This is a genomic window from Stenotrophomonas sp. YJH_SMC_138, assembly GCF_059369855.1.
This window is the reverse complement of record NZ_JCAFTB010000004.1, coordinates 329,953-347,310: the sequence shown is the minus strand read 5'-3', so window position 1 is coordinate 347,310 and position 17,358 is coordinate 329,953. Positions and strand designations below refer to the sequence as shown.

The 17,358-nt window shown below is 68.1% G+C and carries 17 protein-coding genes; 8 read left to right on the top strand and 9 right to left on the bottom strand.

Annotated elements, in window-relative coordinates:
* Positions 1-47 precede the first annotated feature (47 nt).
* Positions 48-1,805 (bottom strand): single-stranded-DNA-specific exonuclease RecJ, encoded by a 1,758-nt coding sequence (gene recJ / locus AC5P7I_RS11915; protein WP_262087512.1) that lies wholly within the window; start codon positions 1,803-1,805, stop codon positions 48-50.
* 146 nt (positions 1,806-1,951) lie between these two features.
* Here recJ and AC5P7I_RS11910 point away from each other — a divergent pair, with 146 nt between their 5' ends.
* A complete protein-coding gene (locus tag AC5P7I_RS11910) occupies positions 1,952-2,992 on the top strand; it encodes a DUF1176 domain-containing protein (RefSeq protein WP_262087510.1) in 1,041 nt (346 codons plus the stop codon).
* 112 nt (positions 2,993-3,104) lie between these two features.
* On the opposite strand, the gene AC5P7I_RS11905 is transcribed toward AC5P7I_RS11910, so the two are convergent.
* The 5 genes from AC5P7I_RS11905 to dapB form a co-directional block, all read right to left on the bottom strand.
* A complete protein-coding gene (locus AC5P7I_RS11905) occupies positions 3,105-4,022 on the bottom strand; it encodes a Regulatory protein, RpfE type (RefSeq protein WP_014646995.1) in 918 nt (305 codons plus the stop codon).
* A gap of 4 nt (positions 4,023-4,026) precedes the next feature.
* Positions 4,027-4,491 (bottom strand): transcription elongation factor GreA, encoded by a 465-nt coding sequence (greA, locus tag AC5P7I_RS11900; protein ID WP_026347191.1) that lies wholly within the window; start codon positions 4,489-4,491, stop codon positions 4,027-4,029.
* A gap of 8 nt (positions 4,492-4,499) precedes the next feature.
* Positions 4,500-7,742 (bottom strand): carbamoyl-phosphate synthase large subunit, encoded by a 3,243-nt coding sequence (carB, locus tag AC5P7I_RS11895; protein WP_014646994.1) that lies wholly within the window; start codon positions 7,740-7,742, stop codon positions 4,500-4,502.
* Positions 7,743-7,891: 149 nt separating this feature from the next.
* Entirely contained in the window at positions 7,892-9,019 is a 1,128-nt protein-coding gene (gene carA, locus AC5P7I_RS11890; protein WP_014646993.1) for a glutamine-hydrolyzing carbamoyl-phosphate synthase small subunit, read from the bottom strand.
* 329 nt (positions 9,020-9,348) lie between these two features.
* Complete coding sequence (dapB, locus tag AC5P7I_RS11885) at positions 9,349-10,068, bottom strand: 4-hydroxy-tetrahydrodipicolinate reductase (protein ID WP_080052982.1); 720 nt, start codon at positions 10,066-10,068, stop codon at positions 9,349-9,351.
* 90 nt (positions 10,069-10,158) lie between these two features.
* Here dapB and AC5P7I_RS11880 point away from each other — a divergent pair, with 90 nt between their 5' ends.
* From AC5P7I_RS11880 to AC5P7I_RS11865, 4 genes are all read left to right on the top strand, one after another.
* Positions 10,159-10,920, top strand: a complete 762-nt coding sequence (locus AC5P7I_RS11880) for a 3-oxoacyl-ACP reductase (protein ID WP_425604946.1) — start codon at positions 10,159-10,161, stop codon at positions 10,918-10,920.
* A gap of 4 nt (positions 10,921-10,924) precedes the next feature.
* A complete protein-coding gene (locus AC5P7I_RS11875; protein WP_014646990.1) occupies positions 10,925-11,320 on the top strand; it encodes a MerR family transcriptional regulator in 396 nt (131 codons plus the stop codon).
* A 55-nt stretch (positions 11,321-11,375) separates the two neighbouring features.
* A complete protein-coding gene (locus AC5P7I_RS11870) occupies positions 11,376-11,957 on the top strand; it encodes an NAD(P)H-dependent oxidoreductase (protein ID WP_049408776.1) in 582 nt (193 codons plus the stop codon).
* Positions 11,958-12,104: 147 nt separating this feature from the next.
* Positions 12,105-12,566, top strand: a complete 462-nt coding sequence (locus AC5P7I_RS11865; protein ID WP_014646988.1) for a DUF4304 domain-containing protein — start codon at positions 12,105-12,107, stop codon at positions 12,564-12,566.
* A gap of 127 nt (positions 12,567-12,693) precedes the next feature.
* Here AC5P7I_RS11865 and AC5P7I_RS11860 read toward each other — a convergent pair whose 3' ends face one another.
* The 3 genes from AC5P7I_RS11860 to AC5P7I_RS11850 are packed head-to-tail and all read right to left on the bottom strand — an operon-like array spanning position 12,694 to position 15,058.
* A complete protein-coding gene (locus AC5P7I_RS11860) occupies positions 12,694-12,942 on the bottom strand; it encodes a DUF6587 family protein (protein WP_014646987.1) in 249 nt (82 codons plus the stop codon).
* Complete coding sequence (gene feoB / locus AC5P7I_RS11855) at positions 12,942-14,807, bottom strand: ferrous iron transporter B (RefSeq protein ID WP_032959475.1); 1,866 nt, start codon at positions 14,805-14,807, stop codon at positions 12,942-12,944. The genes AC5P7I_RS11860 and feoB overlap by 1 nt, the downstream gene beginning before the upstream one ends.
* Positions 14,804-15,058 carry a FeoA family protein gene (locus tag AC5P7I_RS11850; protein ID WP_005416370.1) on the bottom strand — a complete coding sequence of 85 codons (255 nt, stop codon included), beginning with the start codon at positions 15,056-15,058 and terminating at the stop codon, positions 14,804-14,806. The genes feoB and AC5P7I_RS11850 overlap by 4 nt, the downstream gene beginning before the upstream one ends.
* 119 nt (positions 15,059-15,177) lie before the next feature.
* Between AC5P7I_RS11850 and AC5P7I_RS11845 the strand changes: the two genes are divergently transcribed.
* The 3 genes from AC5P7I_RS11845 to AC5P7I_RS11835 are packed head-to-tail and all read left to right on the top strand — an operon-like array spanning position 15,178 to position 17,263.
* Entirely contained in the window at positions 15,178-15,966 is a 789-nt protein-coding gene (locus AC5P7I_RS11845) for an enoyl-CoA hydratase/isomerase family protein (RefSeq protein WP_100449967.1), read from the top strand.
* A 2-nt stretch (positions 15,967-15,968) separates the two neighbouring features.
* On the top strand, positions 15,969-16,370 hold the full coding sequence (locus tag AC5P7I_RS11840; protein ID WP_032959476.1) for a VOC family protein: 402 nt from the start codon (positions 15,969-15,971) through the stop codon (positions 16,368-16,370).
* Positions 16,367-17,263, top strand: a complete 897-nt coding sequence (locus tag AC5P7I_RS11835) for a hydroxymethylglutaryl-CoA lyase (RefSeq protein WP_046429964.1) — start codon at positions 16,367-16,369, stop codon at positions 17,261-17,263. The genes AC5P7I_RS11840 and AC5P7I_RS11835 overlap by 4 nt, the downstream gene beginning before the upstream one ends.
* Positions 17,264-17,358: the final 95 nt, after the last annotated feature.

Sequence of the window (17,358 nt, the reverse complement as noted above, 5' to 3'; positions counted from 1 at the left end):
AGTGGCAAACAAGGCACAAGCGACTTAATCCCCTCCGTCCCCTTTTTTCATGCGGGCAGGCAGTGCTCCACGATCAGCTGGATGGCGCTGCCGCCGCGATAGTCGTCGCAGGCGAGGCGATAGGCGAGATGCACATGGCGACCGGGCGCGTTGCCGTGCCAGCCGCCGAAATGGATGGCGTTGATCGTGCCGGGTACGCCGGGCAGGCGCAGCTCCAGCTTCAGGTGACGCTCCTTCAGCACGCGCCAGTTGGCCACTTCGAAGTGGCCGTCGAACAGTGGCTCGGGGAAACCCTGGCCCCACGGCCCGGCCAGGCGCAACGCATCGGCGTGGCGATGGTCCAGCTCGTCCGCGGCCAGCTCGCCGTCACTGAGCACCTGCTGCTGCAGTGCCGCCGGATCGAGCATCTCCAGCACCACCGCGACGAAGGCGGCCTTGAAGTCATCGACGTGGTCACGCCGCAGGCTGAGCCCGGCCGCCATGGCGTGGCCGCCGAAGCGCTCGATCAGGCCCGGATGGCGCGCATCGACCAGCGCCAGGGCGTCACGGATGTGCAGGCCGGGAATGGAGCGCGCCGAGCCTCGCAGGGTGTCGGCGCCGGGTTCGGCCGGCGCGAAGGCGATCACCGGTCGATGCAGGCGGTCCTTCATCTTCGACGCGACCAGGCCGACCACGCCCGGATGCCAGTCGGCATCGAACAGGCAGGCCGCCACCGGTCGCTGACCGGCCATGTCCAGCACTACCCGGGTCAACGCCTGCTCGGCGTCATCGGTCATCGACTGCTGCACGGCGCGCCGTTCCGAATTGATCTGCTCCAGCGTCTGCGCGATCTCGCGCGCCTGGCGCGGGTCTTCGGTCAGCAGCAGCGCGATGCCCAGCGCCATGTCTTCCAGCCGGCCCGCGGCATTCAGGCGCGGGCCAAGCGCGAAGCCGATGTCGGTGGCTGTGAGCCGCGCGGCATCACGGCCGCTGGCTTCGATCAGCGCACGCAGGCCGACACAGCCCTGCCCCGCGCGCAGGCGCCGCAGGCCCGCGCTGACCAGTGCCCGGTTGTTCGGATCCAGCGCCACCAGGTCGGCGACGGTGCCGACCGCCACCAGGTCCAGCAGCGTGGTCAGGTCCGGCCCCTTGCCATCGGCGAAGACGCCGGCCTCGCGCATGTGCCGGCGCAGCGCCATCAGCACGTAGAAGATCACGCCGACGCCGGCCAGCGACTTGCTGGGGAAGGCATCACCGTCGAGATTGGGATCGACGATGACATCGGCCGGCGGCAGCTGCGGCCCGGGTAGGTGATGGTCGGTGACCAGCACCTGCCAGCCCCGCGCCTTGGCCGCGATCACGCCCGCATGGCAGGCGATGCCGTGGTCGACCGTGACCAGCAGGTCCGGCTGCAGCTCGGCCAGCTCCTCCACCAGAGAAGGTGACAGGCCGTAGCCGTGCACCATTCGGTTCGGCACCGCGTGGAAGACATGCTGCGCGCCGAGCATGCGCAGGCCACGCACGCCGACCGCACAGGCGGTGGCGCCATCGCAATCGAAATCGCCGACCACCAGGATGCGCTTGTCATTGGCGATGGCCTCGATCAGCAGGCCCACCGCATCATCGATGCCGGTCAGCAGCTCGGGGGCGTGCAGATGGCCCAGTTTCGGCTGCGCCAACTCCGGTGTACCCGCGCCCCGGTTGGCATAGAGACGCGCCAGCAGCGGCAGCGTGCCATCCGGCCAGCTGCCGGGCGCAACCGCATCGCGGCGGCGGATCGTCGGCGTATCAGGGAATGGCTGCACAGCATCGGCGGCAAGGGACATCGGCATCGCCGGGTTGCGGAAGACATCCCCATGATAGCGCGGGGTCGGATCTCTCTGCCCGCAGGAGGCTCCCCCCCTGATCGCGAGCATTTGGAATCTGCCAGCATATCTTCCATGCTTGTCGGCCCTGAAATGGACTTCAACGCATGCATCGCACGCTGCTTCCCGCGCTGCTGGGCCTCGCACTGGCCCCGGCCGCCCACGCCGCCACGCCCGAACCGAAGGCCGGCGTGCAGTTCCAGCACAACGACTGGTCGCTGGCCTGTGACAACACCCGCACCTGCCGCGCCGCCGGCTACAGCCCGGAAGAACCCGGCAATCTGCTCAGCCTGATGCTGGAACGCGCGGGCGGCCCGGGTACGAAGGTGCTCGCGCGGCTGCGCAATGGCGAGGATGGCGAAAGCCCGACGCCGACCGGGGCGCTGCGCCTGCGCCTGAACGGCAAGGACCTGGGCCCGGTGCACGACACCGGCGACAGGGACAACGTGTTGTTGCAGCAGGCACAGACCGATGCACTGGTCGCCGCACTGCCGCGCCAGGCACGCATCGAGATCATCGACGGCAAGGGCAAGGCGTGGCCGATCTCCGACAGCGGCGCAGCGGCCGTACTGCTGAAGATGGACGAGGCCCAGGGCCGGCTGGGCACGCCCGGTGCGCTGGTGCGGCGTGGCGACAAGCCCGAAGCGAGCGTGCCTGCGGCATTACCGGTGCCAGTGATCATGCGCGGCACGCTGGTGGCACCGCGGTCCTCGGACGCGGCACTGGCGAAAGCGCCGGGCCTGCGCAAGGCACTGATCGCCAGCCTGCCGAAGCCGGATGAGTGCGGCCGCCTGAGCGATGGCGGGACAGATGAGATCGAGATCCAGCGACTGGACGCCCAGCATGTACTGGCAAGCACCAGTTGCTTCGTGGGTGCCTACAACATGAGCAACGCCTACTGGGTGGTGCGAGACAAATCGCCGTACCAGGCGACCTTTGTCACCAACCTGGCCGAAGATTTTGACCGCGATGACGCTACGCTGCGAGGCCGCTCCCGAGGCCGCGGTGTCGGCGATTGCATCTCCGCCAATGACTGGGTGTGGGACGGGGAGCGCTTCGTGAAGAGCAGCGATTTCACGACGGGCCAGTGTCGCAATATGCTCGGCGGGCACTGGACACTGCCGACGGTGGTCAGCGAGGTCCGTTGAGGCGCCGCTACCTGCGGTAGTGCCGGCCGCTGGTCGGCAACCCCGACAAACCCTGGGGGTCAGAGCCGTTTTCCGATGGAAAACGGATCCGACCCCGATCGGTCGACCCCGATCAATCGTGAAGCTGCCGCGGCTTCTTCCAGAACTGCCAGCGCTGGCCGCGGTCCAGCTGGAACTGCAGGCCGTCCTCGAAATCGAGCACCAGCCGCTGCAGCTCGCCACGCTTGAGCGCGGCCAGCAGCGGCCGGATTGCATCATTGCCGAGCTGCTGCAGCGAACGCAGCTGGCGCAGGTCGACCAGTGCATCCACCGCCTGTTCGCCATCCACGGCTACGCCAGCCGCCAGGGCCAGGCCCTGCAGCAGGGCATCGCGGCTGCGCACCTGTGCGTGCGGCGTGCTGACCGACACCGGCATCACGCCACCGCCCCAGAACCACAGCGAATTGATCGGCTGTTGTCCCTGAGCGGCGCGCTGCTGGTTCCAGGAATGGTTGTGCAGCAGTACCTGCGCTTCGGTCATCAGCGCCCGCCAGCGACGGCCGCCCTCGCCCTCCGGCAGATGCGAGAACAGGTCATCGCCCAGCACCTCGTCCGGACTATTGAAGTCCGGCAGCACCAGGTCGATTGGAAGCCGCAGGTACCAGCGCGACGGGTCCGGTGCGTCAAGCACGAACCCGGCATCGGCAAACAAGGGCTGCAGCACCGGCAGCAGGGCCAGGCTGTCGGCCAGCGTCGGCCGCAGGGTTTCGCCGTAGGCCATCATCCGCGCGCCATGCATGTCCGGCACCATGCAGGCCGGATCGGCACGCAGCCAGCTGGCGCCGGCCGCATCGCCGACGTCGCGCTGGCGGGTCAACGCGGCCACCGGCCAGTGCGGCGCGGCAACCGCGAAATGGCGCGTCAGCTGCGCGCGTTCGCCCGGCGCGACCTGCACGGTCGTGGCACGGCCGAGCGCACGTGCCACATCGTCCGGCAACGCAGCCGCGGCAAAGCGGCTGCGGGCCGGCAACAGCAGGGTCGCCGTTGCCACCGTGTCAGTCCACGTAGCTGACGCTGACGATCTCGTACTCGCGCTGGCCGGCCGGGGCGTCGATCACGATCGAATCGCCTTCCAGCTTGCCGATCATCGCGCGCGCCACCGGCGAGGAAATCGCGATCAGGCCCAGCTTGATGTCCGCTTCCAGGTCACCGACGATCTGGTACTTCTTCTCTTCGTCGGTTTCCACGTCGGCCAGCGTCACGCTGGCGCCGAACACCACCTTGGAGCCGGCGTTGAGCTTGCTCACGTCGATGATCTCGGCGTGCGACAGCTCGCCTTCCAGCTGCTTGATGCGGCCTTCGATGAAGCCCTGTTCCTCGCGCGCGGCGTGGTACTCGGCGTTCTCCTTCAGGTCGCCATGCTCACGCGCTTCGGCGATGGCGGCGATCACCTTCGGGCGCTTGACCGACTTCAGGTGATCCAGTTCGTCGCGCAGCTTCTGCGCGCCCTTCATGGTGATGGGGGCTCTCATGCATTCAACTCCTTGTGCAGCTCCTGCAGCGACCAGACGGGACCGGTGCCGCGGAATTCCAGTGAATCCACCAGCGCCTTGGCGCCGGCAATGGTGGTCGAGTAGGTGACGCGATGCTGCAGCGCCTCGCGACGGATCGAGAACGAGTCGTTGATCGCCGAACGACCTTCGGTCGTGTTGACGATGTAGACGATCTCGCCGTTCTTGATCGAGTCGACGATGTGCGGACGGCCTTCGACCACCTTGTTGATGATCTCGCAGTCCATGCCGTGCTGCTGCAGCCAGGCGGCGGTGCCACGGGTGGCGACCAGGCTGTAGCCGCGCGCCAGCAGCGCCTTGGCCACCGGCAGCACGCGCTTCTTGTCCGGATCACGCACCGAGACGAAGGCCTTGCCAACCGGCGGGGCCTTGATGCCGCCGGCTTCCTGCGCCCGCGCGAAGGCGGCGTTGAAGGTGCGGCCCACGCCCATCACCTCACCGGTGGAGCGCATCTCCGGCCCGAGGATCGGGTCGACGCCCTGGAACTTGGCGAACGGGAAGATCGCTTCCTTCACCGAGTAGTAGTCCGGCACGATTTCCTTGGTCGCGCCCTGCTCGGCCAGCGTCTTGCCGGCCATGCAGCGGGCGGCGATCTTGGCCAGCGGCATGCCGGTGGCCTTGGACACGAACGGCACGGTGCGCGAGGCACGCGGGTTCACTTCCAGCAGGTAGATGGTGTCGGCACCCTCGTCGCTGGTCTGGATCGCGAACTGGGTGTTCATCAGGCCGACCACGTTCAGGGCCTTGGCCAGCTCCACCACCTGGCGGCGCAGCTCGGCCTGGGTTTCAGCCGACAGCGAGTACGGCGGCAGCGAGCACGAGGAATCGCCCGAGTGCACGCCGGCTTCTTCGATGTGCTCCATCACGCCACCGATCAGGACGTTGCCCTGGGCATCGGCAATGATGTCGACGTCGCACTCCACGGCGTTGTCGAGGAAGCGGTCCAGCAGCACCGGCGAATCGTTGGACACCTTCACCGCGTCGCGCACGTAGCGGGCCAGGTCGGCTTCGCCGTAGACGATTTCCATCGCACGGCCGCCCAGCACGTAGCTCGGGCGCACCACCAGCGGGTAGCCGATCTCGCGGGCCAGCAGCAGGGCTTCCTGGTCGTTGCGGGCGATGCGGTTCGGCGGCTGCTTCAGGCCCAGCGTGTCGACCAGCTGCTGGAAGCGCTCGCGGTCTTCGGCCAGGTCGATCGAGTCCGGGCTGGTGCCGATCACCGGCACGCCATTGGCTTCCAGCGCGCGCGCCAGCTTCAGCGGGGTCTGGCCGCCGTACTGCACGATCACGCCCTTCGGCTGTTCCAGTTCGACGATCTCCAGCACGTCTTCCAGGGTCAGCGGTTCGAAGTACAGGCGGTCGGAGGTGTCGTAGTCGGTCGACACGGTTTCCGGGTTGCAGTTGACCATGATGGTTTCATAGCCATCCTCGCGCAGCGCCAGTGCGGCGTGCACGCAGCAGTAGTCGAACTCGATGCCCTGGCCGATGCGGTTCGGGCCACCGCCCAGGATCATGATCTTGTCGCGGTTGCTCGGCGCGGCCTCGCACTCGTCCTCGTAGGTCGAGTACAGGTAGGCGGTGCCGGTGGAGAATTCACCGGCGCAGGAGTCCACGCGCTTGTAGACCGGGCGCACCTTGTGCGCACGACGCAGCGCGCGGATGGCGGCTTCATTGGTGCCGGTCAGCTGCGCCAGGCGCGCATCGGAGAAGCCAGCACGCTTCAGCTTGCGCAGGCGTGCGGCGTCCAGCGCGTCGATGCCACCGGCAGCGACTTCGCCTTCTGCAGCGATGATTTCCTCGATCTGGTCCAGGAACCAGTGGTCGATGAACGACAGTGCGTAGATCTCTTCCACGCTCATGCCGGCGCGGAACGCGTCGGCGACGAAGAACAGGCGCTCCGGGCCCGGCGCCTTCAACTCGCGACGCAGGGTCTGCAGGTCGTCTTCGTTGGCCAGGTCCAGGCCGGTCGGGTCGAAGCCGACCTTGCCGGTTTCCAGGCCACGCAGGGCCTTCTGCACCGACTCCTGGAAGGTACGGCCCATCGCCATCACCTCGCCCACCGACTTCATCTGGGTGGTCAGGCGGGCGTCGGCGGCCGGGAACTTCTCGAAGGCGAAGCGCGGGATCTTGGTGACGACATAGTCGATCGACGGTTCGAACGAGGCCGGGGTCAGGCCACCGGTGATTTCGTTCTTCAGTTCGTCCAGGGTGTAACCCACGGCCAGCTTGGCGGCGACCTTGGCGATCGGGAAGCCGGTGGCCTTGGAGGCCAGCGCCGAGGAACGCGACACGCGCGGGTTCATCTCGATGACGACCACGCGGCCGGTCTTCGGGTTGATGCCGAACTGCACGTTCGAGCCACCGGTATCGACGCCGATCTTGCGCAGCACGGCGATGGAGGCATCGCGCAGGCGCTGGTATTCCTTGTCGGTGAGGGTCTGCGCCGGCGCCACGGTGATCGAGTCACCGGTGTGCACGCCCATCGGGTCAAGGTTTTCGATCGAGCAGACGATGATGCAGTTGTCCGCGGTATCGCGGACCACTTCCATCTCGAATTCCTTCCAGCCCAGCACCGACTCTTCCACCAGCACCTCGGTGGTCGGCGACAGTTCCAGGCCGCGGCTGACGATCTCGACCAGCTCTTCGCGGTTGTAGGCGATGCCGCCACCGCTGCCGCCCAGGGTGAAGCTGGGGCGGATGATGGTCGGGTAGCCGACGCGGGTCTGGATCTCCAGCGCTTCGTCCAGGGTGTGGGCGACGGCGGCGGTCGGGCATTCCAGGCCGATCTCACCCATGGCCACGCGGAACAGCTCGCGGTCTTCGGCCATGCGGATCGCTTCGCGCTTGGCGCCGATCAGTTCGACGTTGTACTTCTCCAGCACGCCGTTGTCGGCCAGGTCCAGCGCGCAGTTCAGCGCGGTCTGGCCACCCATGGTCGGCAGCAGCGCATCGGGCTTTTCCTTGGCGATGATCTTCTCGACCGTCTGCCAGTTGATCGGCTCGATGTAGACGGCGTCGGCCATCTCCGGGTCGGTCATGATCGTGGCCGGGTTGCTGTTGACCAGCACCACGCGGTAACCCTCGTCACGCAGGGCCTTGCAGGCCTGGGCGCCGGAGTAGTCGAACTCGCAGGCCTGGCCGATGACGATCGGGCCAGCACCGATGATGAGGATGGTCTTGAGGTCAGTGCGCTTGGGCATTTTCTTCTCTAAGTCAGTACAGCGTGACAAGGGGGAGTGATCGCACGCTGTCGATCAGGAATCTTGATCCGCAGCGCCGCGCCGGGGGCAGCAGCGATGCGGGGTTTACGGTCCATCGCGACGCCACCGGGGGGCCGGCGGCGTACTGATCACGCCTTGGCCTGCTCCATCAGCACCACGAAGCGGTCGAACAGCGGACCGACATCGGTCGGGCCCGGCGACGCTTCCGGGTGGCCCTGGAACGAGAACGCCGGCACGTCGGTGCGGGCGACACCCTGGTTGGTGCCGTCGAACAGCGAACGGTGGGTCACGCGCAGGGTCGGCGGCAGGGTCGCTTCATCGATCGCGAAGCCGTGGTTCTGCGAGGTGATCATCACCCGGCCGCTGTCCAGGTCCTGCACCGGGTGATTGGCACCGTGGTGGCCATGGCCCATCTTCATGGTCTGCGCGCCCGAGGCCAGGCCCAGCAGCTGGTGGCCCAGGCAGATGCCGAAGGTCGGGATCTTCACATCGATGAAGGTCTTGATCGCTTCGATGGCGTAGTCACACGGCTCCGGGTCACCCGGGCCGTTGGACAGGAACACGCCGTCCGGCTTCAGGGCCAGCACTTCGGCGGCCGGGGTCTGCGCCGGTACCACGGTCACTTCGCAGCCACGCTCGGCCAGCATGCGCAGGATGTTGGTCTTCACGCCGAAGTCGTAGGCCACGACCTTGAACCGGGCCGGCACGCTGACGAAAGCGTTGGCATCCAGGTCCAGCTGGCCCTCGGTCCAGGTGTAGGTCTTCTCGGTAGTGACGACCTTGGCCAGATCCATGCCCTTCAGCCCCGGGAACTTGCGGGCGGCTTCCAGTGCCTTTTCCACGTCGATGTCGCCGGCCATCAGCGCACCGTTCTGCGCGCCCTTCTCGCGCAGGATGCGGGTCAGCTTGCGGGTGTCGATGCCGGCGATGGCGACCACGCCACGCTGGATCAGCCAGTCCTGCAGCGACACCTGGCTGCGCCAGTTGCTGGGGCGGCGCGGAACGTCGCGCACGATCAGGCCGGCCGACCACACCTTGGACGCTTCGTTGTCCTGGTCGGTCATGCCGGTGTTACCGATATGCGGATAGGTCAGCGTGACCATCTGCCGGGCGTAGGACGGGTCGGTCAGCACTTCCTGGTAGCCGGTCATGGCGGTGTTGAACACCACCTCACCGACGGACAGGCCGGGCGCGCCTACGGATTCGCCCTCGAATACGGTGCCGTCTTCGAGGACGAGGATTGCGGCTTGGGTCACGGGAATCTCACTTTGGCTACCGAGGGGGCTGCCGAAGTCACGCCTGCGCTTCACGGAAATCCGGTTGCAAAAAAGCGCGGACGTACGGTCTGGGACCGGTCCGGCTTTCGTGATTCGGCGAGTGCGAATTGTAGCGCTGCCGGGGCGCTCGCGCCAGCGGTTATCGCGCTTCGGCGATTGCGCATTCATTTCAATCCGATGGCGTATGCGGGCCGGAGGCGGGGTCGGATCCATTTCCCGAATGGGAAAGGCTCTGACCCCAGGCGCCCTCGGATGGGGTCAGAGCCCTTTCCGCAGGAAAGGGATCCGACCCCACGAATCAGCCCGCCCTACTGCAGCAGGTCCCGCACCCGGTAGCTGCCCGGCGCCCGCCCCTGCAGCTGGCGGGCGGCGAACAGGGCGCCGCGGGCGAAAATGTCGCGGTTGGTGGCCCGATGCACCAGCTCGATGCGCTCGCCCAGACCGGTGAACTGCACCAGGTGCTCGCCCACGATGTCACCGGCACGCAGGCTGGCGTAGTGCGGCTCCGCCCCGCCCCGTTGCGCGGCCGCGCCCAGGGTCAGCGCGGTGCCCGATGGCGCATCCTTCTTCTGGGTGTGGTGCGATTCGACGATGTCGCAGTCCCAGCCGGCCAGCGCCTGCGCCGCGCGCTCCACCAGCTCGTCCAGTACCGCCACGCCCAGGCTGAAGTTCGAGGCCCATACCAGCGGGATCTTCGCCGCCGCGGCCTCCAACGCTTGCCGCTGCGTGCTGGAGATACCGGTGGTGCCCGACACCAGCCCGGCACCCCGCTCCACGCACAGCGCCAGCATCGGGTCGAAGCCCTCCGGCAGGCTGAAGTCGATCGCCACATCGAACACCGGCGCGCCGGGCAGCTCACTGGCGCCGAAGAACGGCACGCCGTCGACCACGCGCTGTGCCGGCGCACGGCCGGTCACTGCGGCCACGATCTGCAGGGTTTCGGGATGTTCGGCGGCCAGCCGCAGCAGGGCTTGGCCCATGCGCCCGGAGGCACCGTGAATGAGCAATCGCAGAGGAGTCTGGTTCATGCCTGCAGGCTAGCGGCAGCACGCCCGCTCCGGCAAGCGCCATCGCTGCTACGCTGCATGCCCTTTCATGCAATGGATGGCAGCTCCCTCATGCAGATCAGCGAACAGCTGGTGCTGATCACCGGCGCCGGCCGCGGCCTTGGCCAGCACATCGCCCGCGCGTTCGCGGCGCAGGGTGCGCGCGTCATCGTCAACTACCACCGCAGCGAAGGCCCCGCACGGGCGCTGGCCGCCGAGCTGGGCGGACAGGCGATCGCGCTGCCGGCCGACGTCACCGACCGCAGCCAGGTCGATGCAATGCTGCAGCACGCCCTGGCCCACTTCGGCCAGGGCGTCACCACCGTGGTCAACAACGCGCTCGCCGCGTTCTCGTTCAATGGTGATGCCCGCGACGGCGCCGCCGATATCGGCTGGCCGGCCTTCCAGGCGCAGTTCGAGGGCAGCGTGCGCGGCGCGCTGAACACCGTGCAGGCCGCCCTGCCCGGCATGCAGGCCCGACGCTTCGGCCGCATCATCAACATCGGCACCAACCTGTTCCAGAACCCGGTCGTGCCCTACCACGACTACACCGCCGCCAAGGCCGCGCTACTGTCCCTCACGCGCACGCTGGCCGGCGACCTCGGCCCGCATGGCATCACCGTGAACATGCTGTCCGGCGGCCTGCTGCGCACCACCGATGCCAGCGCTGCCACGCCGGAGGCAGTGTTCGACTACATCGCCGCCAACACGCCACTGCGCAGCGTTACCACGCCAGCAGAATTCGCCGATGCCGCGCTGTTCTTCGCCAGCCCCTGGTCGCGCGCGGTGACCGGGCAGAACCTGGTGGTCGATGGCGGGCTGGTGCGGGACTGAGCCAATGCGCATTTCCGAGGTCAGCCGCCTGACCGGCGCCAGCGCCAAGGCCATCCGCCTGTACGAGGCGCGCGGACTACTGCCGCCGGTGCCGCGGCTGAACCGCTATCGCGACTACAGCGAACAGGATGTGGCCTGGGTGCAGCTGATCCGCCAGGCGTTGGCGCTGGGCATCACCCTGGCCGCGATCTCCCGCCTGCAGGGCCGCGACGGACGGCTCGACTGGCCCGCGGTGCTGGCCCTGCTCGAGCAACAACGCAGCCGCATCGCCAGCGAGCGGGCACGGCTGGCGCAGGTCGAGCTCGACCTGCAGCAGGTCAGCGACGAACTGCGGCAGTGGCTGCACTCCGGCAGCGGTGACTGCATCCTGGAACCCAGCGGCTGCGCCGCTGGTGGTTGACTCTGCCCCAAGGGCATAGCCCAACCTCGCGCACTTTCCATTGCCCGAGGTTGCCGTGTCCCGTTCCATCCTGATCCTGCTCGGCCATCCCGACCGCGACAGCCTGTGCGGTGCCCTCGCCCAGCGCTACGCCACCGCCGCCGAGAATGCTGGCCATCGGGTGCGCCTGATCGCACTGGGCGAACTCGAGTTCGATCCGGTGCTGCGCCATGGCTACCGCCAGATCCAGCCGCTGGAAGCCGACCTGCAGGACACTGCGGATGCGATCGAGGCCTGCGACCATCTGGTGCTGGTCTATCCCACCTGGTGGGGCGCGATGCCGGCGCTGCTGAAGGGCTTCTTCGATCGCGTGCTGCTGCCGGGGTACGCCTTCCGCTACCGGCGCGATTCAGTCTGGTGGGACCGGCTGCTGGCCGGTCGCAGCGCACGGGTGATCACCACGCTGGATACGCCGCCCTGGTATTACCGCTGGATCTACCGCGACCCGGGCATCACCCAGATCCGCGCCACTATTCTGGAATTCTGCGGCATCCGCCCGGTGCGGGTCAGCCGACTCGGTGCGGTGCGCAGCAGCTCGCCGGAGCAACGCAACCGGTGGCTGGCGTTGGCAGCGGAGCTGGGCTCACGGGCCAACTAGCTGGAAGAGCGTGCGAACCAAGGTTCGCACCCACCTGGAGCGTTCGCACCCACCTGCGGCACTCGTTGCGGGTGTCGCGTTTGCCAATTGACCGTCAGGCACTGCGCCTCAAGGCTGTGGGCCCTTGTTACGGCCCAGGCAAAGCCCATGAAATCCTCGACTGTCTTCAGCAAGTGCGCCAGGAAGACCGGCTTTGCCGGGACGTCGACGACCCGCTACCGCTTGCTGGACGCCGCGCTGCTTGTCGTGAATCACCAGCGCGCCAGCGAAAGCCGGGGCTTCTATGTGAATGCTGGACTCTACTTTCCGGAGCTGCTCGCGTATCCCCTCGCGCCTGACGATCTTGAAACGGCTTTCCGGTACCGCTCCAGCATCCCCACGCCCCATGTCGACTGGCGGATCGAAGAAACGCCGGGCCTGCGCCGGACCTTCATCCAGCAGGATCTTGAAGATCTGCTGGAGGCCGGTAACCGCGACGCGTTGAAGGCCCTGCTGCTCGATGCCCTGGCCGACGTGGCAGGTTTCGCGGCAGCCCATGGGAACAGGGAATCGGTGCGGCGATTCAACCGGGACGGGAACTTCCGGGCGATCATCCGCAGAGAGGTCTGAATCCCGAGAGCGTGCGAACCAAGGTCCGCACCCACAGGGCGAAGGTTTGCACCCACAGGGCGAAGGCCCGCACCACCGGCCGAAGGTTCGCACCCACCGGCCGGCCGCCGTCGAGCATGGCTCGACGCTACTTCTTGGTCGGCCCGCAGCTGTCGCAACCGCCACAGGCACCACCACCGCCGCCCGTTGCCGGCGGCGCGATTTTCCGCCCCAGCGCCTGCAGCCAGGCGGCGCGGCCCGGCTTCAACAGGGCCAACGCCAACGCACCGCGCAGCGTGCGCACGGTGCCCGGGAACTGCTTCTTCAGCACCACCCAGGCACTGACCAGCACAGCCACCGCGATGATCAGGTACTGGATCAGCAGGCCGGTATCCATCAGCCGCCTCCCAGCGCCCTGGTCACCTGGTAGGTGATCAGTGCGGCCACATAAGCCGCTGCGAACAGGTAGAACGCGGCAAAGCCCATCTGCTTCCACGAATTGGTCTCGCGCTTGATGGTGGCCAGCGTCGAGATGCACATCGGGGCGTAGATGTACCAGACCAGCAGCGACAGCGCGGTCGCCAGCGACCAGCCATCGCTGATCAGCGGGGTCAGCGCCTGGCTGGCGGCATCGTCATCGGCGGCCGACAGCGCATACACGGTGGCCAGCGAAGACACCGCCACCTCGCGCGCGGCCAGGCCCGGGATCAGCGCGATGCAGATCTGCCAGTTGAAGCCCAGCGGCGCGAAGAACACCGCCATCGCATGGCCGATCTGGCCGGCGTAGCTGTAGTCGATGGCTGGCATCGTGGCGTCGGCCGGTGCCGCCGGGAACGACAGCAGCACCCACAGCAGGATGGTCAGCGCCAGGATGATGCCGCCGACGCGCTTGAGGAAGATCATGCCGCGCTCGTACAGCCCCACGGCCAGGTCGCGCACATGCGGCAGGCGGTACGACGGCAGCTCCAGCATCAGCGGGTGCTCGCTCTTGTCGCGACGCCACTTCTTCATGATCCACGACATCGCCAGCGCGCTGAGAATGCCCGCCGCATACAGGCCGAACAGCACCAGGCCCTGCTGGTTGAACACGCCCCACACCGTCTTCTGCGGAATGAACGCACCGATCAGCAGCGCGTACACCGGCAGGCGCGCCGAGCAGGTCATCAGCGGCGCCACCAGGATCGTGGCCAGGCGGTCACGCGGGTCCTGGATGCTGCGCGTGGACATGATGCCCGGCACCGCGCAGGCGAAGCTGGACAGCAGCGGGATGAACGAGCGGCCGGACAGGCCGGCGGCCGCCATCATGCGGTCGAGCAGGAACGCCGCACGCGGCAGGTAGCCGGACTCCTCCAGCACCAGGATGAAGAAGAACAGGATCAGGATCTGCGGCAGGAACACCACCACGCCGCCGACGCCTGCGATGATGCCGTCGGTCAGCAGGCTGGCCAGCGGGCCTTCCGGCAGCACGCTGCCAACAAAGGTGCCGAGCCAGGCGAAGCCAGCCTCGATGCCGTCCATCAGCGGCGTCGCCCAGGCGTACACCGCCTGGAAGATCAGGAACATCACCACCGCCAGGCTGACCAGGCCGAACACCGGGTGCAGCAGCCAGCGGTCCAGCGCGTCGTCGATCTTCGCGGTCCGTGCCGGCATGCGCACGGCGACCGACAGGATCCCGCGCACCTTGGCGTGGTAATCGATGCCACCTTCCGGGCCCGGCACCGGCGCATCCAGGTGCGGCACCATGGCGTCCAGGCGCTCGACCAGGGCCTTGGCGCCCTGCTTGCGCACCGCCACGGTCTCCACCACCGGCACGCCCAGCTCGCGTTCCAGCGCGGCCACATCCACCTGGATGCCGCGGCGCTGGGCCGCGTCGACCATGTTCAGGGCCACCACCATCGGCTTGCCCAGCTCGCGCAGTTCCAGCGCGAAGCGCAGGTGCAGGCGCAGGTTGGTGGCGTCGATCACGCACAGCAGCACGTCCGGCGCGGCCTCGCCCGGGTAGAAGCCCCGGCACAGGTCACGGGTGATCGCCTCGTCCAGGCTGGCCGGATGCAGGCTGTAGGCGCCCGGCAGGTCAAGCACGGCGAATTCACGGCCGGACGGCGCGCGCAGGCGGCCCTCCTTGCGCTCGACGGTGACGCCGGTGTAGTTGGCGACCTTCTGCCGGCTGCCGGTCAGCTGGTTGAACAGCGCGGTCTTGCCGCTGTTGGGGTTACCGACCAGCGCGATGCGCAGGGGGGCGGTGGCGGCGATTGCGGTCATGCACGTCGTTCCTGGCTGGCGGCGTCGACCACGACCCGCTTGGCTTCACTGATCCGCAGCGCGAACCGGGTGAACCCGACCTGCACCAGCAGCGGCTCGCCGCCCACCGGGCCCTTGGCCACCAGGCGCACTTCCTCGCCGTTCACGAAACCCAGCTCGCGCAGGCGCCGGGCAATGGCATCGTTGGCATGCAGGTCCTGCACGGACTCGACCACGGCCGAGGTGTGCAGCGGCAGTTCGGACAGCGTCATCTAGCGTGTTCTCTGCTGGATGTAAATGGTTCTCGATTCTAACATTCCCGCGTCGCGTCATGGCCCATGACCAATGGCCCGCTATGATCCATACAGGTATGGAGTGACCCTGGAATCCCATGAACGATGCTTTGCAGATCGAGCGCCGTGGCGCCGTCCTCACCCTCTGGCTGAACCGGCCGGAGCTGCACAACGCCTTTGACGCCAGCCTGATCGCCCGGCTGACCGCCGCGCTGGAAGCCGCCGGCCGCGATGATTCGGTCCGGGCCGTGGTGGTCGCCGGCCACGGCGCCTCCTTCTCGGCCGGTGCCGACATGCAGTGGATGCGCGGCATGGCGGCGGCCAGCGAGGCCGACAACCGCGAGGACTCGCTGGCACTGGCACGGCTGATGCGCACCCTGGACGAGCTGCCCAAGCCGACCCTGGCCCGGGTCCACGGCGCGGCCTTCGGTGGCGGCGTCGGCCTGGTTGCCTGCTGCGACATTGCCATCGCCAGCACCTCGGCCCGCTTCGGCCTGACCGAAAGCCGCCTTGGCTTGCTGCCGGCGGTGATCTCGCCTTACGTGATCGAGGCCATCGGCCCGCGCCAGGCGCGGCGCTGGTTCGCCACCGGCGAGCACTTCGACGCCGATACCGCACTGCGCATCGGCCTGGTCCACCAGCTGGTCGAGCCCGAGCGCCTGGACGAAGCGCTGGAGCGCCAGCTGGCCCTGCTCGACAAGGCCGGCCCGATCGCCTCGTCCACCGCCAAGCAGCTGGTCCGGCAGGTCCGCGACAGCGATGACCGCGATGCGCTGGATCGAGATAATGCCGCCCTGATCGCGCGCCTGCGGGTGTCCGCCGAGGGCCAGGAAGGCCTGGGTGCCTTCCTCGACAAGCGCGCCCCCCATTGGGTCACGGAAGCCTGAACATGCTCGATCATCTTGGTTTGACCAGCGCCGACCTGGCGCGCAGCAAGACCTTCTTCCTGCAGGCGCTGGCGCCGCTGCAGATCGGCGTGGTGATGGAAGTGAGCGCCGAACAGACCGGCGACCACGACCACATCGGCTTCGGCAGCGACGGCAAGCCGTTCTTCTGGCTCGGCAATGGCGGCACCGCCAGCCACGGCGTGCACGTGGCCTTCGCCTGCGCCAGCCGCGCGCAGGTGGACGCCTTCCACGCCGCCGCCCTCGCCGCCGGTGGCCGCGACAACGGCGCGCCGGGCCTGCGCCCGTGGTACCACCCGGATTACTACGCCGCCTTCGTGCTCGACCCGGACGGCAACAACATCGAAGCGGTCTGCCATCGCCCCGTCGGCGAGGTGGCTGCATGAGCGACTACGTCCGCATCGTCGAGGTCGGCCCGCGTGACGGCCTGCAGAACGAAAAGCAGTCGGTGTCCACCGCCGACAAGATCGAACTGATCAACCGCCTGTCGGCCACCGGCCTGCGCAGCATCGAGGCGACCAGTTTCGTCAGCCCGAAGTGGATTCCGCAGCTGGCCGATGCCGCGGAGGTCTACGCCGGCATCCAGCGCCGGCCGGGCATCCACTACCCGGTGCTGGTGCCGAACGAACAGGGCTACGACCGCGCCCGCGCGGTGGGCGTGGAGGAAGTGGCGGTGTTCACCGCTGCGTCCGAGGCCTTCAACCGCACCAACACCAATGCCGGCATCGACGAATCGCTGGCCCGGTTCGAGCCGATACTGCGCCGCGCCGCCGCCGATGGCGTGCGCGTGCGCGGCTACGTCTCCACCGTGCTCGGCTGCCCCTACCAGGGCGAGGTGCCGCTGGCCGACGTGGTGCGGGTGGCGCGCGCGCTGCACCAGATGGGCTGTTACGAAATCTCGCTGGGCGACACCATCGGCGTCGGCACCCCACGCAAGGCACGGGCGATGCTGCAGGCGGTCGCTGCCGAGATCCCGATGGACGCCTTGGCCGTGCACTTCCACGACACCTACGGCCAGGCCATCGCCAACATCGCCACCTGCCTGGAAGCAGGCGTGCGCGTGGTCGACAGCGCAGTCTCGGGGGCCGGTGGCTGCCCGTATGCGAAGGGGGCCAGCGGCAACGTCGCCAGCGAGGACGTGGTCTACCTGCTGCAGGGCCTGGGCCTGGACAGCGGCGTGGACCTGCCGGCACTGGCAGAGACCGGCCGCTGGCTGGCTGGCCTGCTCGGCCGCGCCACCGCCAGCCGCACCGGGCAGGCGCTGGCAGCGACCGGCTGAGCACCCCGCTGCGCCGCTCCTGCCGGGGCGGCGCAGTGCACAACGGCGGCGGTCGCCGCTTCCGTTAGAATCGGCGGTTCTCGAACCTGCAGGAC